Genomic DNA, 22,127 nt, shown 5'->3' with positions numbered 1-22,127 from the left:
TGGGGGAGGTACGCCGGTGCTCTCAGACGGCGGTGTAGCCGCCGTCTACGGCCACGTCCGCCCCGGTCATGAAGCCGGCGGCGGGGCTCAGCAGGAAAAGGATCACCTTGGCCACCTCCCGCGGTTCCGCGAGACGCGCGATCGGATGGCCTTCGATGAGGCGCCGCCGAGCCGATTCGGGATCGGGCTGGGAGCCGAGGTAGGTCTCCAGCTGCTCGGTGACCACGGACCCGGGGCTGACCACGTTGCACCGGATCCCGGCGGCGGCGTAGTCGACGGCGATCTGGCGGGACAGCTGCGACACCGCACCCTTGGAGGCGCAGTACGCGGCCTGGTTGGCCAGGCCGACCGTCCCCGAGATCGAGGAGAGGTTGACGATGGAGCCCGGTGACCCCTGGGCGAGCATCGCGCGCACCACGTGCTTGTTCAGCAGGAAGGTGCCGGTCGCGTTGATCGTGATGACCCGCTCCCAGTCGGCGAGTGTGGTGTCGACCAGTGGTTTCGCCACGATGGTGGCGGCGCAGTTCACCAGACCGTCGATCCGGCCCCACCGGTCGAGAGCGATCCGTACGGTCCCGGCGACGGCCTCCTCGTCGGTGACGTCCAGTCCGTGTGCCACCGCGTCCGCGCCGTTCGAGCGGAGTTCGGCGGCGAGCCGCTCCGCGAGCTCGGCCCGTTGATCCGTCAGTAGGACGGACATGCCGGCCGCCGCGCATTCGCGGGCCGTCGCGGCGCCGATCCCGCCCACGGCACCGGCGAGGACAACTACTTCTGGCATGACCGTTACCTCTCAGGTGCAATGTCCGAATCAGGTCGGGCCACCATTGCATGCAGCACTTTGCATGTCAATGGTGAATGCTGCGCTTGACGTGCAGCATGCTGCATGCAACTCTGAGCCGTGTTCACTCCCTCATGGACATCAGAGGTGCACATTGCCCGGTTTGGATACGGGGTCCGGCATCCCGATCGGCGTGGCTCAGATGAGCGTCGACCGAACGGATGCGGCGGCGAACGTCGATCGAGTCGTTGAGATCCTGCGGGCAGGCGCCACGGCCGGGCACCGGCTGGTGGTCTTCCCCGAATGCGTGCTCACCGGCTACCTGTTCGACTCCCGTGCCGACACCTACGCCGCCGCGCTCAACGTCGCGGATCCGAGGATCGGCCGCGTGGTGGACGCCTGCCGTGCGAACTCCATCCACGCGGTGGTCGGTCTCCTGGAGGAGACGGACGGGGTGGTCCACAACTCGGCCCTGGTGATCGGGCCCTCCGGGATCATCGGCCGTTACCGTAAACAACACCTGCCCTACCTCGGTGCGGACCGTTTCGTCGAACAGGGCGACGGCACCGAGCCCCGGGTGGTCGACACCCCCTTCGGCAGGGTCGGTGTGATGATCTGCTTCGACCTGAGGTTCCCCGAGTCCGCTCGCGAGCTCGCGCTCCAGGGCGCCGACGTCATCGCGATGCCCACCAACTGGCCCGCGGGGTCGGACTTCCTCGCCGACCACGTGACACGGGTGCGCGCGCTGGAGAACCTCACCTATCTCGCGGTGGCCGACCGCCCCGACTCCGAGGCCGGCACCCCCTTCATCGGCAGAAGCCAGATCATCGCACCCTCAGGAGCGGTGCTGGTGGACGCCGGGCAGGAGGAGGGGTTGTTCGGAGCGGAGATCGACGTGCGGAACGCCCGGACGAAGAGACTGATCATCGAGCCCGGCCGGTTCGAACTCCCGGTGTTCTCCGGACGCCGCCCCGAGATGTACGGCGAGATCACCCGCCCGGTGCCCCCGGGCCGGTAAGCGAAGCGAACAGGAAGGCGGACACCACCATGTGCGGGCCCGCGCTCATCAGTGAGGCGACCAGGGACAAGATCGCGGCGTACTGTGCCACGTTCCGAGAGGTCACCCGTAGCCCATTCGGCCCCGACGACGAGATCGGCATGCTGAACCTGCTCACCCCCGAGGCCTCGCGCGAGGTGCTGCGACGGGCGGACGGCGGCAGTGCCATCGACCTGTCGGTGGACTACTTCGTCGGAATGCCCTCGTGGACGAAGGCGGGCGACCCCGGCTTCCAGCAGTGGATGACGCACACCCCGGCCGGTACGGTCCTGGACGACATCACCGGAATGGGGCGCGAGCAGAACGAACTGGTCTCCTACTCCGGCGACGCCATCTCGATGTACACGCACTGCGGAACCCACATCGACACGTTGAACCACTTCGGGTACAACGGCCGGATCTGGAACGGCTTCTCCGCGCAGGACCACATCAGCTCCCGGCACTGGACCAGGTGTGGTGCGGACAAGATCCCTCCCATCATCGCCCGCGGCGTGCTCTTCGACGTCGCCGCGCTGCACGACGTCGACATGCTTCCCGACAACCAGGGGATCGGCGAGGAGGACCTCCGCCAGGCGCTGCGACGTCAGAACGTCGAGTTCCGGCCCGGTGACGTGGCGCTGGTGCGCACGGGCCGGATGCGTGCCTGGCCGAAGATCGACGCCTACATCGACAACAGTCCCGGCCTGAACCTGGAGGGGGCCCGGTTCCTCGCCCGGCTCGGCGCCTCGGTCATCGGCGGCGACACCCTCGCCCTGGAGCAGATGCCGGCCGCGGACGAGGAGAACTGGCAGGTCGTCCACACCTATCTCATGGGAGAGGCGGGCGTCCCCATCATGGAGGTGGTCGACTGCGAGCGGCTCTCGGCGGACGGGCTCCACGAATTCGCCTTCGTCGCCGCCTCCCTGAAGCTCCGTGGCGCGACCGGTGCTCCCACGCGTCCGCTCGCCATGCCTCTCCGACACTGACGCCCCCTTTTCCCTTCCCCCCGATCGGTTTGACCCCCGGAGGTCCACCCACCATGAATACGACGCCCCCGACCGAATCGGTCATCGACCGGGCTCGCACGTCATACGGTGACGACGGTTTCAGCAAGTACCTCCGGCGTGCCTTCCTGGCCTCCAGCGGGTACGACGACGTGGCGCTGGACCGGCCGATCGTCGGGATCGCGGTGACGAAGTCCGACTACAACACCTGCCACCGCGACATGCCCGCCCTGCTGGCGGCGGTCAGGCGCGGGGTCCTGGAGGCCGGCGGCCTTCCCATGGAGTTCCCCACCATCTCGCTCGGGGAGATCCTGACCTCCCCGACGACGATGTTGTTCCGCAACCTGCTCGCGATGGACACCGAGGAGATGATCCGCGCGCTTCCGATGGACGCCGCGGTCCTGCTCGGCGGATGCGACAAGACCGTGCCGGCCCAGCTGATGGCCGCGGCCTCGTCGGACAAGCCGGTGCTCCTCGAGGTCGTCGGGCCGATGATGACGGGCAGCTGGCAGGGCGAGCGGCTCGGGGCCTGCACCGACTGCCGGCGTTTCTGGGGCAGGCATCGCGGCGGCGAACTCGACGAGGCGGAGATCACCGGTGTCCGCGACGAACTGGTGTCGACCGCGGGAACATGCGCGGTCATGGGAACCGCCTCCACCATGGCCTGCATCACCGAGACCCTCGGCATGATGCTGCCGGGAGGCGCGACGCCCCCCGCCGCCACCGGCGCCCGCCTCCGGCACGGTGTCGAGACCGGCCGCCGCGCCGTCGAACTCGGCCGGTCGGGAGGCCCGCTGCCGAGGGAGATCATGACCCCCGCGGCGTTCCGCAACGCCATCCGCGTGCTCTCGGCGTTGAGCGGATCGACGAACGCGCTGATCCACCTGACCGCCGTGGCACGAAGGGCCGGGGTGCCGCTCGACCTCAGGGACTTCGACGCGATCGGCGCCGAGGTGCCGCTCCTGGTCGACTGCAAGCCCGCCGGATCGGGTTACCTGGAGGACTTCCACCGTTCCGGAGGACTGCCGGCGCTGCTGAAGGTCCTGGAGCCCATGCTCGAACCGGAGACGGTCGGGGTCTCGGGGAACACCCTGGGATCGCTGATCGAGGGGACCCCCGCCCGGCAGGACTGGCAGACCACGATCCGCCCGCTGAAGGACCCTCTGGGAGCGGCGGGGAGTCTGGCGGTGCTGCACGGCACGCTGGCCCCGGGCGGCGCGGTCATCAAGACCGCCGCCGCGAGCCCTCACCTGATGGACCACACCGGACCCGCGCTGGTCGTCGACTCGGCGGAGGACGCGGCCCGGATCCTGGACGACCCGGATCTGGACGTCACGCCGGATCACGTGCTGGTGCTGCGCAACGCGGGACCCGTCGCCGCGGGGATGCCGGAGGCCGGTGCCCTGCCCATCCCCGCCAAGCTGGCCCGCGCCGGGATCCGGGACATGGTCAGGGTCTCCGACGCGCGGATGAGCGGCACCTCCTACGGCACCGTGGTGCTGCACTGCACCCCGGAGGGCGCGGCAGGGGGACCGATCGCGCTGGTCCGTGACGGTGATCTCATCAGACTGGACGTCGCGGCCCGGCGACTCGACCTGCTCGTGGACGAGGACGAACTGGAGCGGCGCCGTGCGGACTTCGTCCCGCCCGAGCTGCCGGCACGCGGCTGGCGGCGACTGTACGCGCAGACGGTGCTCCCGGCCACCGAGGGAGCCGATCTATCATTTCTCTGAAACGGCTGCCATGCCACACGCCGCATGTCGCTCTCTGGATGCGTCCCTGAATCAGCAGGGGCATCATTGAGCGTCACGTCAGACGCTGTAGATCAAAAACACCAGGAGCCATGCCGGATGGAACAGATTTCGACGGATAAGACAACGCTGACGACTCAGACGTTCGAAGTCATCCGCCGGGCCATCCTCACGGGCGAGCTGGCACCTGGCACGTTGCACTCCGTGGTGGGGATCGCCGCCCAGTTGGGAGTGTCCCGGACGCCGGTCCGGGAGGCTCTCCTCCAGCTCGCCACCCATGGGGTCGTCAGTTTCGAACGCAGCCGCGGTGTCAGGATCCTCCAGATGACGACGCGTGACATCGAGGAGATCTACTCGATCCGCTTCCTGCTCGAGGTTCCCTCGGTCTATCGCGCCGCGACCACGATGAACGACGACCAGATCGCATCGGTCTCGGAGGCACTGGAGAAGATGGGCAAGGCGGTCGAGATCGGGGACGAGCGCCTCTTCCAGGAGGAGGATGTGAAGTTCCATCAGCTGATCCTGGAAGGAGCGGGCAACGAGCGGGTGACCCAGAGCGTCGCGACGACACGCGCCCAGATGTCCGCCCGAGGTCTGTCCACGACCCAGACCAGGACGCTCGCCGACATCTGGCGAGTTCACGAGCGCATCCTGGAGCGCATTCAGGCCCGTGACAACCAGGGTGCCGCACAGGCCATGCACGATCATCTGCTGGAGACCACGCGCCTGCTGCTGACCCAGTCGACCGGGGATCCGCTCACCGGGGCCGGCTTCGAACCTCCGGTCTTCCCCGTCGTCTCGCCCCAGAACCCCTCGCACCCCTGACGGCTCCGCGCGCGGGCACCGGACGTGCCCCGCGTCGGCCTCGTGCTCGATGACGGTGAGACGGCTCCGCGCCTCAGCGCCGGACGTCTCGCCGCCGGGCGCCCCTCGCGAGGGGCGCCCGGCGGCGTATCGGCCGTCCTCCGCCCCTGAGGCGCGATCTTCCTCACCCCTTCGCCGACGTGGTCCGGCGTACACGTACTCCTGAAGCGGTCGGGTTGTCCGAGCAGCCGTGATTACACAATTACGATCGCTCACAGCGAACAGGCTCAACGCCGGGAACATTATCGGACTCCCATTAATTGAGTGTGTATAACTCAACCCTTGGAGTTCACATGAGTGAGAGCTTGATCCTCCCGGTCCTGCCGCTCGACGACGAGGTCGTGCTGCCGGGCATGGTGGTCCCGCTTGACCTGTCGGAGACCGAGGTCCGGGCCGCGATCGACGCGGCGCAGGCTCTCGCTGACAACAAGCCGGAGGTCCTTCTCGTTCCCCGGATCGACGGCAGATACGGCTCGGTGGGCGTGCGGGCGATCGTCGAGCAGGTGGGCAGGCTCCCCGGAGGAGAGCCGGCGGCCGTGGTGCGCGGTGTCGACCGGGTGCGCGTGGGCACCGGCACGACCGGCCCCGGCGCGGCCCTGTGGGTGCAGGCCACCCGCATCCCCGCCGTCGCGGCGGGCGAGCGCGCGCACGAGCTCGCCAAGGAGTACAAGGCGCTGGCCACCACGATCCTGCAGAAGCGGGGCGCCTGGCAGGTCGTCGACGCGGTCAACCAGATGGACGACCCCTCGATCCTCGCCGACAACTCGGGGTACGCCCCCTGGCTGAGCGTCCCGCGCAAGGCCGAGATCCTCCAGACCGCCGACCCCGCCGACCGCTTGGAGAAGCTGGTCGAGTGGTCGCGCGAGCACCTGGCCGAGCTCGACGTGGCCGAGACGATCCGCAAGGACGTCCAGGAGGGCATGGAGAAGCAGCAGCGCGAGTTCCTGCTCCGCCAGCAGCTCGCCGCGGTCCGCAAGGAGCTCGCCGAGCTGAACGGTGACACCTCCGCCTCCGAGGAGGAGGACTACCGCTCCCGCGTCGAGGCCGCCGACCTGCCCGAGAAGGTGCGCGAGGCCGCGCTCAAGGAGGTCGACAAGCTGGAGCGGACCTCCGACCAGTCTCCGGAGACCGGCTGGATCCGCACCTGGCTCGACACCGTCCTCGACATCCCGTGGAACGAGCGGACCGAGGACTCCTACGACATCGCCGCGGCCCGCGCCGTCCTCGACGCCGACCACACCGGCCTCGACGACGTCAAGGACCGCATCATCGAATACCTGGCCGTCCGCGGACGCAGGGCGGAGAAGGGCCTCGGCGTGGTCGGCGGACGCCGCAGCGGCGCCGTGCTCGCGCTGGCCGGCCCTCCCGGGGTCGGCAAGACCTCCCTCGGCGAGTCCGTGGCCCGCGCGATGGGCAGGAAGTTCGTCCGGGTCGCCCTCGGCGGCGTGCGCGACGAGGCCGAGATCCGCGGTCACCGGCGCACCTACGTGGGGGCACAGTCCGGCCGGATCGTCCGGGCCGTCCGCGAGGCCGGTTCGATGAACCCGGTCGTGCTGCTCGACGAGGTCGACAAGGTCGGCTCCGACTACCGGGGCGACCCCACCGCCGCGCTCCTCGAAGTGCTCGACCCGGCGCAGAACCACACCTTCCGCGACCACTACCTGGAGGTGGAGCTCGACCTCAGCGACGTGCTCTTCCTGGCGACCGCGAACGTGCTGGAGGCGATCCCCGGCCCGCTGCTGGACCGCATGGAGATCGTGACGCTCGACGGCTACACCGAGGACGAGAAGGTCGCCATCGCCCGCGACCACCTGCTTCCGCGCCAGCTCGACAAGGCCGGTCTCACCGCGGAGGACGTCATCGTCGGCGAGGACGCGCTGCGCAAGCTCGCCGGTGAGTACACCAGGGAGGCCGGGGTCCGCTCCCTGGAGCGCTCGATCGCCAGGATCCTGCGCAAGGTGACGGCGAACGTCGCGCTCGGCGAGAGCGAGCTGCCCGTGGCGGTGGAGGATCTGGTCCCCTACCTGGGCCGCCCGCGCAACGTGCCGGAGTCCTCGCTTCCGGAGTCCAGCCAGCGTACGGCGGTGCCCGGCGTGGCCACCGGCCTCGCGGTCACCGGAGCGGGAGGCGACGTCCTCTACGTGGAGGCGTCCCTGGCCGACCCCGAGACCGGCGACACCGGTCTGACCCTCACCGGTCAGCTCGGCGACGTCATGAAGGAGTCGGCTCGGATCGCGCTCTCCTACCTGCGCTCGCGGGGCGCGGAGCTGGAACTGCCCGTCGGTTCCCTCAAGGACCGTTCGGTGCACGTCCACTTCCCGGCCGGAGCCGTTCCCAAGGACGGCCCGTCCGCGGGCGTCACCCTGATCACGGCCCTCGCCTCGCTGCTGTCGGGCCGTCAGGTCCGCGCCGATGTGGCGATGACCGGCGAGGTCTCCCTCACCGGCCGGGTGCTCCCGATCGGCGGGGTGAAGCAGAAGCTGCTCGCCGCCCACCGGGCGGGCATCACGACCGTGCTGATCCCGGCGCGCAACGAGCCCGACCTGGACGACGTCCCGCAGGCCGTCCGCGACGAGCTCACCGTGCACACGGTGAGCGACGTGCGCGAGGTCCTGGAGATCGCGCTCACCCCGGCCAAGGTGGCCGAGCACGCCGCCGCCTGACCGGCGCTCCCCGAGACGGCCCGCTCTCTCCGACGAGAGGGCGGGCCGTCCGCGTCATTCCCGGATGAAACGGACGTAGCGAATATAAATGAACGAATCATCAAGTCGATTGACCAAATGATCTGATCATGGTGGCATGGGATCCATGCTGTACGGAACGCCTTCCCTGGAGGCCGTCGACGAAGCGGTGCTCGGCGAGATCGAGGAGATGCGCCGCGACCTGAAATACCGTCTCGCGGAGAGCCACCGCTGGGACGGCCAGCTCCGGCGCCAGCTCCAGGCGCGGGCCATCCAGGGATCCAACTCGATCGAAGGCTATCGAGCCAGCGTCGAGGACATCGAGTCGATCATGGCCGGTGAGGAGCCGCTGGAGACCTCCGGTGCGGTCGCCAGGGAGATCTCCGGCTACCAGCAGGCACTCACCTACATCCAGATGCTCTCCCGCGCCCCGGTGTTCGCGTTCGACGCCGGACTGCTCCACGCACTCAACTTCATGATGATCGGTCATCACCATGACAAGACCCCGGGCACGGTGCGGCCCGGTGGCATCTACGTCCGCGACTCCGCCACCGGAGAGGTCGTCTACGAGGGGCCCGACGCCGAGCGGGTGCCGGAGCTGATGGCCGAGCTAGTCGTCTGGCTCAACGAGGGCGACCTGGAGGCGCCGAGCTACGTGCGGGCGGCGATGGCCCACTTCAACCTGGTGAGCATCCACCCCTGGCGCGACGGCAACGGCCGCATGTCGCGGGCGCTCCAGACGCTCGTGCTCGGCAGGGACCGGATCACGACCCCGGAGTTCTCCTCCATCGAGGAGTGGCTGGGGCAGTCCAGGAACACCTATGACTACTACGACGCCCTGGCGGGGATGCAGAAGCGGAGCTGGAGTCCGCATGGAGACACGCTGAACTGGGTGCGTTTCTGCCTGCGCGCCCACCACCTCCAGGCCCAGCAGGTCCGGCGGAGACTCTCGGAGGCGGGGGAGGTGTGGATGCTCCTGGAGGAGCGGATCGACGCCGACGGGCTCAACCCCCGCACGGTCTCGGCGCTGTACGAGGTGTTCGTCAACCGGCGGCTGCGCCGGAGCAGATACCAGCTGGACGAGTCGCTCAGCCAGGGGCAGGCGGTCAGGGACCTGCGCGATCTGGCGGCGAAGGGCTGGCTGACGCCGTACGGGGAGACCAAGGGCCGCTTCTACGCGCCCGGGGAGAGGATGCGGGTGATCAAGGAGGACTTCGCCCAGCGGATCACCCCCCTGCGGGACCCGTACCGGCATGACTAGGGAGCCGGTCAGGTAACCGCACAAAGTGTTGATCAACACCAGATGCGGTCAGGTCGACCTGTTGCGACCCGCGGTTCACCCGAAGGCCGGACACCGCCTGGTCCTTGCTTGACCGGTCTTGACCGGTGCTCCAGCCGGTGGTCGGACACGGGGCCGTTCACCGAGACGATCCTTCGGGACCCGTATCGGCATGACCGGCCCCGGCCGGACCTCGGCGTGACCGGGTACGGTCGTGGTCGAGGGCACCATGTGCCGATATTTCTGACAAGTGATTGATCTCACCTAACATGTCGGGAATGAGGGTAAATAGCGGGCGCGTTGGGAACCGGTTGTGATCGATGTGTCGGGCCTGCGGAAGGTCTATCAGGATCGGGGCCGAGAGGTGGTCGCCGTCGACGGGGTGGATCTCCACGTCCGCGAGGGCGAGATCTTCGGCGTGCTCGGGCAGAGCGGCGCCGGTAAGAGCACCCTGCTGCGCTGCGTGAACCTCCTGGAGCGGCCGACCTCCGGCACCGTCTCGGTGGCCGGGCAGGAGCTGACCGGCCTGAAGGAGGGTGAGCTGCGCAGGGCCCGGCAGCGGATCGGGATGATCCACCAGCACTTCGCCCTGCTCTCCTCCCGCACGGTCGCCGGGAACGTCGCCTTCCCGCTGGAGGTGATGGGGATGGCCAAGGCCGAGCGTGCCAGGCGTACGGCCGAGCTGCTGGAGCTGGTCGGGCTGGCCGACAAGGCGGGGGCGCACCCCGCGCAGCTGTCGGGCGGGCAGAAGCAGCGGGTCGGCATCGCCCGCGCGCTGGCGGGAAGCCCTCCGGTCCTGCTGTCGGACGAGGCCACCTCGGCGCTCGACCCGGGCACCACGCAGTCGATCCTCGCCCTGCTCAAGCGCCTCAACCGCGAGCTCGGCCTGACGATCCTGCTGATCACCCACGAGATGCACGTCGTGAAGTCGATCTGCGACTCGGTCGCGATCATGCGGGACGGCGTGGTCGAGGAGTCGGGGACCATCCCCGAGCTGATCTCCAGGCCCGGCTCCAGGCTCGCCGCCGAGTTGTTCCCTCTCCCCGAGCCGGAGCCGGGCCAGGTCACGATCACCTTCACCGGGCAGGCCGGTGAGCCGGTGGTCTCGCAGGTGGTCCGCAAGTTCGACGTCGACGTCAACATCCTCGGCGGGGCGCTGGAGGAGGTGGCGGGCCTCTCGACGGGACGGCTGCGCCTGCTCGTCACCGGTGACGAGCGCGCCGCCGCGCTCACCTACCTGGCCGGACGCGGCCTGCTCGTCGAGGAGGCCCGATGACCTGGGAAGAGATGCTCCCGCTGCTGCTGGAGTCGACCGGCCAGACCGTCCAGATGGTCCTGTGGTCGACCCTGTTCACGGTGATCCTCGGCCTCCCGCTCGGGGTGGCGCTGGTCGCCACCGACCGGGGCGGGCTGTTCCCCTCGCCCGCGCTCAACCGGGTGCTCGGGCTGATCGTGAACATCGGCCGCTCGCTGCCCTTCATCGTGCTGATGATCGCGATCCTCCCGCTGACCAGGCTCATCGTCGGCACGACCATCGGCACCATCGCCTCGGTGGTCCCGCTGACCCTCGGCGCGGCGCCGTTCTTCGCTCGGCTGGTGGAGACCGCGCTGCGCGAGGTCGGCAGGGACAGGGTGCAGGCGGCCCAGGCCATGGGGGCGGGACGGGTGACCATCGTCGGCAAGGTCCTGCTGCCGGAGGCGATGCCGGGCCTGGTCGCGGGGCTCACGGTGACCGTGGTCGCGCTGATCTCGTACTCGGCGATGGCCGGGGCGATCGGCGGGGGAGGACTGGGGGACCTGGCCATCCGCTACGGCTACCAGCGCTTCGAGACCACGCTCATGATCGTCACCGTTGTCGTGCTGGTCGTCGTGGTGCAACTCGTGCAGACCCTGGGGGACACCGTCGCCCGCCGTCTCGCACGTAACTGACCGGATTGTCACACTGATCATTTACCCCTGTTTTATGATTTGTCCGGCAAGTAATTTTATTTGATCATTGATGTGGCCTCGCCTTTTAAGTGAAGTGAAAGTTACGGGCAATCGGCGCATCGTACAACGTGGGTGTCAAAATCCTCACTCCCGAGAGGAACCCTCGAAATGCGATTCGCCAGCCGAATCCTCCTGGGCGCCGGTGTCGCCGCCCTGCTCGCCACGGCTACTCCGGCGATGGCCAACGCCGAGACCGTGACCCCCGTCCAGACCGTCGCCACGACCACCTCCGCGGACCCCTTCTACGCCGACAGCTGGGGACCGTACTACTCCGGTGACAAGAAGGCGGAGGCCGAAGGCAAGGTCACCGTGGAGAAGAAGTCGGAGAAGAAGTGGTACTGGAAGAAGTATCACAAGATCGTCAAGAAGTGCACCTGGTACAAGGGTGAGAAGAAGTGCAAGTGGGTGAAGCAGTGGTTCAAGAAGCGCGCGTGGAAGTGGGAGGACACATACCACTACACCGTCGACAGTAAGCTCACCAACCACAAGTGGTGGGGCAAGCCCAGGCACTTCTGCGCGTGGGAGACCTTCAAGGTCGTGGGCTTCGACGGCTCGACCACTTTCAAGAGCTTCAAGAACTGCTCCAAGCGGCCCGGCTTCTACTCCTTCTCCGGTAAGGACGCCGAGCACATCTACGTCAAGGTGGGGCGGGGCAACCACGGCCACTTCAACGGTTACCAGAGTGGCTGGGAGAACATCTACAGCCACGCCTGATCCATCCGGTCGGGCCCCGCGCGGGGCCTGACCGTCCGCCGGGCCGCGATCTCGTCCGTGAGATCGCGGCCCGGTCGCGTACGGGCACCTCCCGCCGAACCCGCGGGGCGAGCTCGTCGATCAGCCGATGCCTGATTTGCCGGGCATCGGCTGATCGTTCATCGCCGGTGGAGTGAGAAGGGGACGCTTGGCCGTGCGGCCGTCACCCGAGGATCGGCCACGCAGACGACGGCCGATCCACGGCCTGGCGAAGGTGACCAGCCAGCGCAGCTCCGTCGCCGCGGTCCGCCAGGCGGCGGGGACGGGCAGCGTGGGGAGCGGAGACATCCAGGTGGAATCGCTACCCGGAAGGCTCAGAGCCTGCGCCATGGCGGCGGCGAGCCTGGCGTGCCCCACGGAACTGATGTGCAGGCGGTCCTCGTGCCACATCCGGGCATCCGTGACGAACGCGAGCGGGTACATGTCGACCACGGTGACGCCGTGGCGGGCGGCGGCCTCGCGAATGCGCTCGTTGAGGTCGACCACCCTGGGCAGGAGCGGGCGGGTGAGCGGCGCGACCCTGGTGATGTCGGGGAAGGTCGCGGTGACCACGTGCGCCCCGATGGCGGTCAGGCCCGCGAACATGTCCTCCAGGGCGCCGGCGACCTCGGCGGCCCGGTATCCGGGCCGGATGACGTCGTTCATGCCGGCCACGACCGTGGCCAGGTCGGGGCGCAGTTCCAGGGCGACCGGCAGTTGCTCGTCGCGGATCCGGGCGGCCTGGCGGCCGCGTACGGCGAGGTTGGCGTAGAGCAGGTCCGGGTTGGCGGCGGCCAGGTGCTCGGCGAGCCGGTCGGCCCAGCCGCGGTACCCGCTCACGTCGTCGCCGTCGCCGAGGCCCTCGGTCTGGCTGTCGCCGAGCGCGACGTAGCGGTGGTAGGTCTTCACGTCGGCTTTCCCTCGTTGTGTACGGCGCGTTCACCCAGCGTCCTGGCGGTCTGCAGGCACCAGTCGCGCATCTCCCGCTCCAGCCGGAGCCCTCCCAGGCAGGTGAGGTACGGGCCGACACGCTCCCCCCCGCGCAGGAACGACTCCTCGTCCATGTCGCCGCGCAGGCGCACCAGCATCTTGCCGAACAGCGCGAGCTTGGCCGCCGCCGCCTCCGCGCGCTCGTGGAGCTGGGCGATCAGAATCTCGGGGTCGAGCAGGTCGGACGCGTGGACCTTCACGGCCAGGTCGTCGCGGATGAGCAGGGGCTTGACCGGGCTCGCGGCGAAGGCGGCGAGCTCGCTCATCCCGGCCTCGGTCACGGTGAACACCCGCTTGTTGGGACGTCCTCGTTGCACGACCTCGCGGCCCGTCACCAGAGCGTCGGACTCCAGCTTGGCCAGCTCGGCGTAGAGCTGCTGGGGGGCGGCGTACCAGAAGTTGGAGACCCCCACATCGAAGATCTTGGTCAGTTGGTAACCGCTGTACTCGCCGTCCAGCAGCGCGGCCAGCACCGCGTGTCGCAAGGCCATCGGCTAGCCGCCACAGTCATGGTGATTAATACTCATATTTATGAGTATGGAGCTGAGATGGGCTGAGAACAAGAGAGCGAGGCGAAATGCCGGTGGTGTCCTCGCGGACGATCGCCGCATTCCCCGGCCGGAGAGGCGGGTGGTCCTCGGCATCCCCGTCCGCGCGCCGAGTCCGGAAAAGATCTTCACGGTGGTCTCCGGGCCGTGGGGCACCCGCTGAGCACGGCGGATAAAGCCGTTGTCAGAGGATCCCGCTCGACGCGATCAGGCTCTTAACCTGGTCTTACGTGCGGTCGGGCATTGTTTTCCCTAACCGGTGAGTACCGGCCTCCGCCCCGTCGAATCGTGGGGGATGTAGGACTTGGGGGAAGACATGGACCCGAACAGGAATGAGCAGCAGGGCACACCGGCCGAGGCGACCCCCGGGAACGACGGCTGGACCCAGTTCGGCAAGGTGCCGCCACGCGTCGGCGCCTACCGCACCGACGCCGACACCGGACCGCAGCCGACGCTGATCCACCCGGTGCCGGAACAGCTCGCCGCCGAGGCGCCGGTAGGAGCCGGGGGGTACGGGGGATCGGGGGCGGTCCCCCCGCAGCGAGGAAGACTCAGCGTCGGGCAGAAGGTAGGCGCCGGTCTCGCTCTGGCGGCCATGGCCGTCGGAGGTGGGGTCGCGGGGGCCTTCGCCGCGACGAGTCTCAACGGCGGCGCCGTCGCCCAGGTCTCGTCGGCCGGCCCGGTGGTGAGCCAGGTCGGCAACGTGACCACGGTCGCCGACATCGCCCAGGCCGTCCAGCCCTCCGTGGTGTCGATCGAGATCAGGACCGCCGCCGGCGGGGGCGAGGGGTCCGGGGTGGTGCTGTCGGAGGACGGACTGATCCTGACCAACAACCACGTGGTGGAGGCCGGAGGCCAGGGGGGTCCGGGCAGCCAGGTGACCGTCAAGTTCAGCGACGGGAAGTCCGCCACCGCGAAGATCGTCGGTACCGACCCGGCCACCGACCTCGCGGTCATCAAGGCGGAGGGCGTCTCCGGCCTGACCAAGGCCTCGCTCGGCGACAGCGACCGGCTGAAGGTGGGTGACTCCGTCCTCGCGATCGGCAGCCCGCTCGGCCTGTCCGGCTCGGTCACCGCCGGGATCGTCAGCGCGCTGAACCGTACCCTGACCGTCGGCGGCGACCAGGGCCGGCAGCAGCTCCCGCCCGGCTGGGGCAGGGAGCAGCAGAGCGGCAGCGCGGGCACCACCATCGGCGGCGCCATCCAGACCGACGCGGCGATCAACCCCGGCAACTCGGGAGGTGCGCTGGTCAACGCGGCCGGCCAGGTGGTGGGCATCAACACCGCCATCGCCACCAACGGCGGGGAGGGCAGCATCGGCGTCGGCTTCGCGATTCCCATCACCACCGCCAACCAGGTCGCCCAGCAGCTAATCGAGAGCGGCAAGGTCTCCCACGCCTTCCTGGGCGTGAGCATGACCGACGCCACCGGGGACGCGGGCGGAGCCCTGGTCGGCCAGGTCACCGAGGGAAGCCCCGCGGCCAAGGCGGGCATCCAGCAGGGCGATCTGATCACCAAGATCAACGACACGGCGGTGGACGAGGCCGCCACCGTGGTCGGAGCCGTCCGCGGCTTCAAGCCCGGCCAGCAGGTGAGCATCACCTACGTCCGGGACGGGCAGCCCCACAGCGTCACGGTGACCCTCGCGGAGAAGACCGGCGAGTAAGGTTCCCCGACGGATGTGCCGCCGGAGCCACCACGGCTCCGGCGGCACATCCGTTTTCGTCGTTCACGGCACATCCTCGTCGTGGGCCGTGGGCCGTGGGCCGCCGCCGGGTCCCGCTGGTCTCGAGCCCTCGCCGGAGGCGCCCCTTGCGCGGGGCCGGAGAACGGGCGCTCCCGCGAGGCGGTTGGAGAACGACACAACGGATCGGGCCCGGTTCGTCGTGAAGGCCGAAGAAGCGCCGCCCGGGTGGGCTTAACGTTCGGACATGCCTCGCCTTCGGGTGGACCACGAAGAAAGGATCGTCGAATGGCTGGAGCAGCGGATCCCGGTCGTCGGCACGCCCGTCTCGCCGAGCTGATCACCGAGTACGAGGTACCCGGCGCGGGCCTGGCCTTCCTGCACGAGGGGGAGGTGCACGAGTTCGCCGCGGGCGTGCTCAACGTGGAGACCGGGGTGGAGGCGACCACCGACTCGCTCTTCCAGATCGGCTCGGTCACCAAGGTCTGGACCGCCACCCAGATCATGCTCCTCGTCGAGCGGGGCGCGCTCACGCTCGACACCCCGGTCGCCGAGGTCCTGCCGGAGTTCCGGGTCGCCGACCCCGAGGTGACCAAGACCGTCACCATCCGGCACCTGCTCTCGCACACCTCCGGCATCGACGGGGACCTCTTCCTCGACACCGGCCGCGGCGACGACTGCGTCGAGAAGTACGTCGAGGCCTGCGCGGACCTCGCGCAGAACCACCCCCTGGGCGCCACCCAGTCGTACTGCAACTCGGGGTTCGTCATCGCCGGGCGCGTCGTCGAACGTCTCACCGGCAAGGTGTGGGACGCCGCGCTGCGCGAGCAGATCATCGAGCCGCTCGGCCTGACCCACACCTGGACCCTGCCGGAGGACGTGCTGCGCTTCCGCGGCGCGATGGGCCACATCGACGGCGCACCCGCACCCGTCTGGGGCCTGATGCGCTCCTGCGGCCCGGCGGGGTTGATCTGCGCGCGTCCCGCCGACGTCGTGGCCTTCGCCCGCGCGCACCTGGGCACCGGCCTGCTCGCCGACCCGCGGGCGATGTGGGAGCCGCAGGTCGACATCCCCAACCCGTACACCCTGGGGAGGCAGTGGGGGCTGGGCTGGATCCTGGACGAGTGGCAGGGGCACCGGATCATCTCCCACGGCGGTAACACCATCGGCCAGGCGGCCATGCTCTGGGCCGTACCCGACAGCGAGACCGTGGTGTGCGTGCTGGCGAACGGCGGCCACACCGCCGCGTTCCACCACGCCCTCGCCACCGAACTCTTCGACGAACTGCTCGGCCTGGCCGTGCCGCCCGTGCTGGGACCGCCGGCCGTGCCGTTCGAGACCGACATCGAGCGGTACGCCGGCGTGTACGAGCGGGCGGGCAGCCGGATGACGCTCACGGTCCGCGACGGCAGGCTCTCGCTGCACATCGAGGCCACCGGAGCCCTCGCCGGGCTGAAGCAGCCCATGGAGTTCGGTCTCGTCGCGGTGGACGACGTCACCTTCGTCGGCCGTCCCGAAGGAGAGCCGCAGTGGCTGTCGGCGGTGTTCTACGAACTCCCCGACGGCTCGCCGTACATCCACCTGGGTGTGCGTGCCACGCCCAAGATCGCCTGAGGAGCCGGGATGTCCGAGAACCTGCGAGAGCGCCTCGACGAGGCGGCGCGGCGGCACGGCGTGCCCGGTGCGGCGCTCGCGATCTGGGCGGGCGGCGAACTCGTGGAGGCCGCCACCGGGGTGGTGAACAGGAACACCGGCGTGCGGACCACGGCCGACAGCGTCTTCCAGGTCGGTTCCACCACCAAGGTCTGGACCGCGGCCCTGGTGATGCAGCTCGTCGACGAAGGGCTGATCGAGCTGGACCGGCCGGTCCGCGAATACCTGCCGGAGTTCGCCGTCGCCGACGGCGCGGAGAAGGTCATCACCGTCAGGCACCTGCTCACCCACACCGGCGGCTTCGACGGCGACGTGTTCGAGGACACCGGGCGCGGAGACGACTGCCTGGACAGGTACGTGGACTTTCTGCGCGGCGCGGGTCACGTGCACGAGCCCGGAGCCCTCTTCTCCTACTGCAACGCCGGATACTGCGTGCTCGGTGCCCTGGTCGCACGGGTACGCGGCACCACCTGGGAACAGGCGATGCGCGAACGCCTGCTGGACCCGCTCGGTGCCGCGCACTCGGCGCTGCTGCCCGAGGAGGCCGTCCTGTTCAGGGTGGCGGCCGGTCACGTCGGTCCAGAGGGGACGGTCCACCCCACCTGGCACATGCCGCGCTCCAACGCCCCCGCGGGCTCGACCATGTGCCTGGCCCCGCGCGAACTGGTCCGCTTCGGCCGGATGCTCGTCGCCGGAGGACTCACCCAAGACGGCACCCGGCTGCAGCCGGCCCAGCCGGCCAGGGCGGAGCGCTGCACCGTCGGGCGCGACATCCCGCACGGCACCGGCGTGGAATCGGTGATCCAGTGATTGTCGAACCAGAAGTCGCTGTCCATGGCCAGTTTCCGGATCATCCGCTTGACCAGGGGAAACGCCGCGCGCAGGCGTTTGTTGTATCCCGACTGCTGCGGCAGGTACGGGAACATGCCGGACAGGTGCGTGCGGGCGAAGCGTAGCCAGCGGGCCTCGGAGCGGTGGGGGGGGGGGGGGGCGGGGGCCCGCCCCCCCCCCCCCCCCCCCGGCGGGGGGGGGGGGGGGGGGGGGGGCCCCCCCCCCCCCCCCCCCCCACCGCCAGGCAAACGAGTTCGGAGTCGCTGAGCAAGGGCGGTCTGCCCATCCACCGGCTTCCTCCGATCCCGTCGTCGATCTTCACATATAGTGCGGTCAAGAGGGTGTTCAGATCTTGCGTCACAACAGGATCCTGGGCGCCCTCGCTGTGTCTGCGGGACCGGATGCCTGAAGGCAGTCCGACTGAGGGGAAATCGATCGTGATGGGAGTGAGAACCGAGCGGCTGGTGCTGCGCCGCTGGCGTGAGGAGGATCTGGAGCCGCTGGCCGCGATCGACGGAGATCCGGAGGTCATGCGCTTCATCGGTGATGGCTCGGTCCGCAGCAAGGAGCAGACCGCCGCCGCACTCGCGTTCATGGAACGGGAGTGGGACGAGCGTGGCTTCGGAATATTCGCCGTGGAGCTGCGCGAGACCGGGGAACTGGTCGGCTGGGTGGGGCTGACGGTCCCTGGCTTCCTTCCCGAAGTTCTGCCGGCTGTGGAGATCGGTTGGCGTCTGGGACGGCGTTTCTGGGGCCGGGGTATCGCCACTGAGGCGGCCGGAGAGGTACTGCGCTTCGGATTCGCCGAGGCGGGCCTGGATCGGATCATTAGTATCTGCCACGCCGATCACCACGCGTCCGCCCGCGTTATGACGAAGCTGGGCATGCGCCAGGAGCGGGAGACGGTAGTCCCGGCCTACGGGCAGTCAGTGCGGGTCCTGGCGATCACCCGCGGTGAATTCGACGCCATCCACGGCAGTTGATCTGCGGGTCGATGCTCGGCGAAACACGGTCCCCGCACTTCGGACTTACTCGTCTAGGTGTAGGACACCAGGACGACGCGGGGCTCTCCGTGCCGCTCCACGATGGTGGGTTCGCCGGTGAAGGGAGCGGCGCCGATCTGGTGTCCCAACTGGTCGCGGAGTTCTCGAACACTCATACGTTCCGTCATGGAACCATCGGTGCCGTGCAGCTTCGTTACCGTTACCGGCTCTACCCGGACGCCGCTCAGTGTCAGGCGCTGGCGCGGGCGTTCGGGTGCGCGCGGGTGGTGTTCAACGACGGGCTGCGCGCCCGCCAGGACGCCCACCGGGCAGGTTTGGCCTACCTGGGCGACGCGGAGCTGTCCCGGCGTCTGACCGCCGCGAAGGCGACGCCGCAGCGGGCATGGCTGGGCGAGGTTTCCAGCGTGGTTCTTCAGCAGGCGCTGGCCGATCTGAACACCGCGTACCGCAACTTCTTCGCCTCGATCACCGGTAAGCGCCAGGGGCCCAAGGTCGGCTTGCCCCGGTTCCGGTCGCGCAAGGACAACCGCCAGGCGATCCGGTTCACCCGCAATGCCCGGTTCGCGGTCACGGCGGGCGGGAGGTTGCGCCTGCCGAAGATCGGCGAGGTGGTGGTGCGCTGGTCGCGTTCGCTGCCCGCCGAGCCCTCGTCGGTGACGGTGATCAAGGACGCGGCCGGGCGGTACTTCGCCTCGTTCGCGGTCGAGACCACTGAGGAGCCGCTGCCCGAGACGGCGTCCGAGGTCGGCGTCGACCTGGGGCTCACCCACTTCGCGGTACTGTCCGACGGCCGGAAGATCGACAACCCTCGATTCCTGCGGCGCGCGGCGAAGAAGCTCCGCAAGGCGCAGAAAGCCCTCGGCCGTAAGGCGAAGGGGTCGAACAACCGCGCCAAGGCCGTCGTCAAGGTCGCCCGCGCGCATGCCCGGGTGACCGATGCGCGCCGGGACTTCGCCCACAAGCTCTCCACCCAGTTGATCGGTGACAACCAAGCGATCTACGTGGAGGACCTGTCGGTGAAGGGCCTGGCCCGCACCCGGCTGGCCAAGAGTGTCCATGACGCGGGCTGGTCGGCCTTCGTCGGGATGCTGGAGTACAAGGCGAAACGCTACGGCCGCACCTTCGCCAAGATCGACCGATGGTTCCCCTCCTCCAAGATGTGTTCACAGTGCGGCACCGTCGCCACCGCCCTACCGCTGAACGTCCGATCGTGGATGTGCCCGTGCGGGGCGGTCCATGACCGTGACGTCAACGCCGCACGCAACATCCTGGCCGAGGGCCGACGGACCGTCGCCGCTGGACGGAAACCCGCCGCCGGGAGGCGGCGGGAGGCGGAGACGTTAAACGCCTGTGGAGGTGACGTAAGACCACCGCTCGCGGTGGCGGATGCCGATGAAGCAGGAAGCCACAGAGGTGCCGCATGACACGGCATGGACTGAATCCCCGGCCCTTCAGGCCGGGGAGCGCGTCAACGGTTGAAGCGACTCGTCGAGATCAGTGGCCTGGATCTGGCCGATTCCGACGCACGGCCCACCGTGGTGCTCCAGATGCGGCTCTTCGGGCGATAGCACGATGTGTCCTGGTCTTTTCGTGACAGAGGACGAAGAAGGAGCGCCGGGAAAAGGCAACTGTGGGGCATCACCCCACCTCTCTGGAGTCCCGATGAGAAAAGCAGGAGCGGTGGCCGTACTCGGCGCCCCTGTTCATCTCGCACAACCTCGCCGTGTTCCGGTACGTCTCCGACATCGTCGCGGTGATGCACCGGGGCAGGCTGGTCGAGATGGGGGCGACCGAGGACGTGGTGGGGTCACCCAGGGACGACTACACCCGGTCCCTGCTTGAGCGGTGCCCCGCCTCAGGCGCGGCTGAGAGAGGCCGGTCCTCCGCCTCTCCCGTTCCGGACGGGCGAGGCCGAAGACCGGCCGCGCCGTGGAAGGCGACGAGAAGGGGAACCGGCCGCGGCGCTCGCCACGACCGGCTCCACCTGGGTTCTCGCCGAGGTGGGGAACGCTTCAGACGGTGATCCATTCGGTGGAGACGGTGACCTCGTCCAGGATCGCGGCGACGGGGGCGACACCGATGCCGGGCCCGGTGGGGACCTCCAGATGCCCTTCGTCCAGCTCGAAGGGGGCGGTGATGTCGGTGGCGTAGTAGCGGCGCGAGGCGGAGGTGTCGCCGGGCAGCGTGAAGCCGGGCATCGCGGCGAGGGCGAGGTTGGCCGCGCGGCCGATCCCGGTCTCCAGCATGCCGCCGCACCACAGGGCGACGCCGTGGGCGCGGGCGAGGTCGTGGATGCGTCGCGCCTCGAGGTAGCCGCCGACGCGGCCGGGCTTGACGTTGATGATCGAGCAGGCGCCCAGGGTGATGGCGGCGGCCGCGTGCTCGGCCGACTCGATGGACTCGTCCAGGCAGACGGGAGTGGTGATCTTCGTGGCGAGCCGGGCGTGCTGGACCATGTCGTCGTTCGCGAGGGGCTGCTCGATGAGCAGCAGGTTCAGGGGGTCGAGTTTGGCCAGGTGGGGGGCGTCGGCGAGGGTGTAGGCGGCGTTGGCGTCGACCTGCAGGAGAAGGTCGTCGCCGAAGCGTTCGCGGACGGCCCGGACGGGGGCGAGGTCCCAGCCCGGTTCGATCTTCAGTTTGATCCGCGTGTAGCCCTCGTCGAGGTAGCCGGCGACGGCGTCGAGGAGCCGGGGGACGGAGTCCATGATGCCGACCGACACTCCGCAGGGCACACGGTCGGCCTCCGCGCCGAGGAAGGAGGCGAAGGACTCGCCGGAGGTGCGAAGCCCGGCGTCCAGGACGGCGGTCTCCAGGGCCGCCTTGGCCATGCGATGGCCCTTGAAAGGGCGCAGGGCGCGGTTCACGCCGTGGGCGTCGACGTGGGTGGGCAGGGCGGGGATGAGGAAACGGCGCAGGACGTCGGCGGCGCCGTCGACGTATTCGGAGGAGTAGAGGGGGTCGGACATGGCCACGCACTCGCCCCAGCCCTCGGCGTCGGGGGTGACGACGCGCAGCAGCAGGACGTCGCGTTCGGTCTCGGTGCCGAACGAGGTGCGGAAGGGGGCGACCAGCGGCATTTTGATCCGCCGCAGTTCGATTCCAGTGATCTTCATGACGATGTGCGGCCTCCGCCGCGTCTCCCTCCTCTAGCGCCGCCGGTCAGGCGACCCGTTCCACGATTGTCGCGCGGCTCGCGCCGCGTCCTTCTCCGCGCGCCCCGCCGGACGTCTCCGGAGCCTCCGCCGCGAGCCTCGCAGATCGGGACACTCAGCGGCGCAGCTCCACCGGGTGGCGGCCCTCGCG

The 22,127-nt window shown here is 69.2% G+C and carries 19 protein-coding genes and 1 pseudogene; 15 read left to right on the top strand and 5 right to left on the bottom strand.

Features of this window, described 5'->3' with window-relative positions; all coding sequences use genetic code 11:
• Positions 1-22: 22 nt before the first annotated feature.
• On the bottom strand, positions 23-778 hold the full coding sequence (locus tag ACFY3V_RS11190; protein WP_362897015.1) for an SDR family oxidoreductase: 756 nt from the start codon (positions 776-778) through the stop codon (positions 23-25).
• Here ACFY3V_RS11190 and ACFY3V_RS11185 point away from each other — a divergent pair.
• The 10 genes and pseudogenes from ACFY3V_RS11185 (at position 699) to ACFY3V_RS11140 (ending at position 12,096) form a co-directional block, all read left to right on the top strand.
• Positions 699-1,796, top strand: coding sequence for a carbon-nitrogen hydrolase family protein (locus ACFY3V_RS11185; RefSeq protein WP_362897014.1), 1,098 nt, complete (start codon positions 699-701; stop codon positions 1,794-1,796). The two genes, ACFY3V_RS11190 and ACFY3V_RS11185, sit on opposite strands and share 80 nt — an antisense overlap.
• A gap of 29 nt (positions 1,797-1,825) precedes the next feature.
• Positions 1,826-2,800 carry a cyclase family protein gene (locus tag ACFY3V_RS11180; protein WP_389772316.1) on the top strand — a complete coding sequence of 325 codons (975 nt, stop codon included), beginning with the start codon at positions 1,826-1,828 and terminating at the stop codon, positions 2,798-2,800.
• A 53-nt stretch (positions 2,801-2,853) separates the two neighbouring features.
• Positions 2,854-4,551: a dihydroxy-acid dehydratase gene (locus tag ACFY3V_RS11175; RefSeq protein ID WP_362897012.1), complete on the top strand. Its 1,698-nt coding sequence runs from the start codon at positions 2,854-2,856 to the stop codon at positions 4,549-4,551.
• Between the two features lie 24 nt (positions 4,552-4,575).
• Positions 4,576-4,875: pseudogene (locus tag ACFY3V_RS11170) on the top strand (GntR family transcriptional regulator); the annotation flags it as partial.
• Positions 4,876-4,893: 18 nt separating this feature from the next.
• On the top strand, positions 4,894-5,394 hold the full coding sequence (locus ACFY3V_RS11165) for an FCD domain-containing protein (protein ID WP_350944236.1): 501 nt from the start codon (positions 4,894-4,896) through the stop codon (positions 5,392-5,394).
• A gap of 332 nt (positions 5,395-5,726) precedes the next feature.
• On the top strand, positions 5,727-8,096 hold the full coding sequence (lon, locus tag ACFY3V_RS11160) for an endopeptidase La (protein ID WP_362897010.1): 2,370 nt from the start codon (positions 5,727-5,729) through the stop codon (positions 8,094-8,096).
• A gap of 136 nt (positions 8,097-8,232) precedes the next feature.
• Positions 8,233-9,375, top strand: a complete 1,143-nt coding sequence (locus tag ACFY3V_RS11155) for a Fic family protein (RefSeq protein ID WP_389772311.1) — start codon at positions 8,233-8,235, stop codon at positions 9,373-9,375.
• Between the two features lie 331 nt (positions 9,376-9,706).
• On the top strand, positions 9,707-10,669 hold the full coding sequence (locus ACFY3V_RS11150; protein ID WP_362897008.1) for an ATP-binding cassette domain-containing protein: 963 nt from the start codon (positions 9,707-9,709) through the stop codon (positions 10,667-10,669).
• The gene (locus tag ACFY3V_RS11145; RefSeq protein ID WP_350943662.1) at positions 10,666-11,322 is read left to right on the top strand and encodes a methionine ABC transporter permease; all 657 of its coding nucleotides are present in this window, start codon (positions 10,666-10,668) and stop codon (positions 11,320-11,322) included. The genes ACFY3V_RS11150 and ACFY3V_RS11145 overlap by 4 nt, the downstream gene beginning before the upstream one ends.
• A 168-nt stretch (positions 11,323-11,490) precedes the next feature.
• Positions 11,491-12,096 (top strand): hypothetical protein, encoded by a 606-nt coding sequence (locus tag ACFY3V_RS11140; protein WP_362897007.1) that lies wholly within the window; start codon positions 11,491-11,493, stop codon positions 12,094-12,096.
• Positions 12,097-12,216: 120 nt separating this feature from the next.
• On the opposite strand, the gene ACFY3V_RS11135 is transcribed toward ACFY3V_RS11140, so the two are convergent.
• The gene (locus tag ACFY3V_RS11135; protein WP_362897006.1) at positions 12,217-13,023 is read right to left on the bottom strand and encodes an SGNH/GDSL hydrolase family protein; all 807 of its coding nucleotides are present in this window, start codon (positions 13,021-13,023) and stop codon (positions 12,217-12,219) included.
• Positions 13,020-13,595, bottom strand: coding sequence for a PadR family transcriptional regulator (locus ACFY3V_RS11130; RefSeq protein WP_389772304.1), 576 nt, complete (start codon positions 13,593-13,595; stop codon positions 13,020-13,022). The genes ACFY3V_RS11135 and ACFY3V_RS11130 overlap by 4 nt, the downstream gene beginning before the upstream one ends.
• 361 nt (positions 13,596-13,956) lie before the next feature.
• On the opposite strand from ACFY3V_RS11130, the gene ACFY3V_RS11125 reads away from it, so the two are divergent.
• The 4 genes from ACFY3V_RS11125 (at position 13,957) to ACFY3V_RS11110 (ending at position 18,803) form a co-directional block, all read left to right on the top strand.
• On the top strand, positions 13,957-15,318 hold the full coding sequence (locus tag ACFY3V_RS11125; protein WP_362897004.1) for a trypsin-like peptidase domain-containing protein: 1,362 nt from the start codon (positions 13,957-13,959) through the stop codon (positions 15,316-15,318).
• Positions 15,319-15,624: 306 nt separating this feature from the next.
• Positions 15,625-16,950 carry a serine hydrolase gene (locus ACFY3V_RS11120; RefSeq protein ID WP_389772300.1) on the top strand — a complete coding sequence of 442 codons (1,326 nt, stop codon included), beginning with the start codon at positions 15,625-15,627 and terminating at the stop codon, positions 16,948-16,950.
• 9 nt (positions 16,951-16,959) lie between these two features.
• The gene (locus ACFY3V_RS11115; RefSeq protein WP_362897002.1) at positions 16,960-17,799 is read left to right on the top strand and encodes a serine hydrolase domain-containing protein; all 840 of its coding nucleotides are present in this window, start codon (positions 16,960-16,962) and stop codon (positions 17,797-17,799) included.
• A 467-nt stretch (positions 17,800-18,266) separates the two neighbouring features.
• The gene (locus ACFY3V_RS11110) at positions 18,267-18,803 is read left to right on the top strand and encodes a GNAT family N-acetyltransferase (protein WP_389772297.1); all 537 of its coding nucleotides are present in this window, start codon (positions 18,267-18,269) and stop codon (positions 18,801-18,803) included.
• A 53-nt stretch (positions 18,804-18,856) separates the two neighbouring features.
• Here the strand turns inward: ACFY3V_RS11110 and ACFY3V_RS11105 are convergent, their stop codons facing one another.
• A complete protein-coding gene (locus ACFY3V_RS11105) occupies positions 18,857-18,979 on the bottom strand; it encodes a hypothetical protein (protein ID WP_362897000.1) in 123 nt (40 codons plus the stop codon).
• A gap of 27 nt (positions 18,980-19,006) precedes the next feature.
• Between ACFY3V_RS11105 and ACFY3V_RS11100 the strand changes: the two genes are divergently transcribed.
• On the top strand, positions 19,007-20,248 hold the full coding sequence (locus ACFY3V_RS11100) for an RNA-guided endonuclease TnpB family protein (protein WP_362896999.1): 1,242 nt from the start codon (positions 19,007-19,009) through the stop codon (positions 20,246-20,248).
• Positions 20,249-20,836: 588 nt separating this feature from the next.
• On the opposite strand, the gene menC is transcribed toward ACFY3V_RS11100, so the two are convergent.
• The gene (gene menC, locus ACFY3V_RS11095; RefSeq protein ID WP_389772293.1) at positions 20,837-21,937 is read right to left on the bottom strand and encodes an o-succinylbenzoate synthase; all 1,101 of its coding nucleotides are present in this window, start codon (positions 21,935-21,937) and stop codon (positions 20,837-20,839) included.
• Positions 21,938-22,127: the final 190 nt, after the last annotated feature.

Origin of the sequence: Streptosporangium sp. NPDC000095 (genome assembly GCF_042899335.1) — a bacterium.
Lineage (GTDB): Bacteria > Actinomycetota > Actinomycetes > Streptosporangiales > Streptosporangiaceae > Streptosporangium.
The sequence above is the reverse complement of the archived record's forward strand: the minus strand, read 5'-3'. Positions and strand labels throughout refer to the sequence as shown.

Excerpts from the sequence above, each read along its gene's own strand:
- ACFY3V_RS11155 (WP_389772311.1), top strand. The coding sequence starts at position 8,233 with ATGGGATCCATGCTGTACGGAACGCCTTCCCTGGAGGCCGTCGACGAA.
- ACFY3V_RS11145 (WP_350943662.1), top strand. The coding sequence starts at position 10,666 with ATGACCTGGGAAGAGATGCTCCCGCTGCTGCTGGAGTCGACCGGCCAG.
- ACFY3V_RS11165 (WP_350944236.1), top strand. The coding sequence starts at position 4,894 with ATGACGACGCGTGACATCGAGGAGATCTACTCGATCCGCTTCCTGCTC.
- ACFY3V_RS11115 (WP_362897002.1), top strand. The coding sequence starts at position 16,960 with ATGTCCGAGAACCTGCGAGAGCGCCTCGACGAGGCGGCGCGGCGGCAC.
- ACFY3V_RS11190 (WP_362897015.1), bottom strand. The coding sequence starts at position 778 with ATGCCAGAAGTAGTTGTCCTCGCCGGTGCCGTGGGCGGGATCGGCGCC.
- ACFY3V_RS11180 (WP_389772316.1), top strand. The coding sequence starts at position 1,826 with ATGTGCGGGCCCGCGCTCATCAGTGAGGCGACCAGGGACAAGATCGCG.
- lon (WP_362897010.1), top strand. The coding sequence starts at position 5,727 with ATGAGTGAGAGCTTGATCCTCCCGGTCCTGCCGCTCGACGACGAGGTC.
- ACFY3V_RS11140 (WP_362897007.1), top strand. The coding sequence starts at position 11,491 with ATGCGATTCGCCAGCCGAATCCTCCTGGGCGCCGGTGTCGCCGCCCTG.
- ACFY3V_RS11175 (WP_362897012.1), top strand. The coding sequence starts at position 2,854 with ATGAATACGACGCCCCCGACCGAATCGGTCATCGACCGGGCTCGCACG.
- ACFY3V_RS11130 (WP_389772304.1), bottom strand. The coding sequence starts at position 13,595 with ATGGCCTTGCGACACGCGGTGCTGGCCGCGCTGCTGGACGGCGAGTAC.
- ACFY3V_RS11105 (WP_362897000.1), bottom strand. The coding sequence starts at position 18,979 with ATGAGTGTTCGAGAACTCCGCGACCAGTTGGGACACCAGATCGGCGCC.
- menC (WP_389772293.1), bottom strand. The coding sequence starts at position 21,937 with ATGAAGATCACTGGAATCGAACTGCGGCGGATCAAAATGCCGCTGGTC.
- ACFY3V_RS11185 (WP_362897014.1), top strand. The coding sequence starts at position 699 with ATGCCGGCCGCCGCGCATTCGCGGGCCGTCGCGGCGCCGATCCCGCCC.
- ACFY3V_RS11120 (WP_389772300.1), top strand. The coding sequence starts at position 15,625 with ATGGCTGGAGCAGCGGATCCCGGTCGTCGGCACGCCCGTCTCGCCGAG.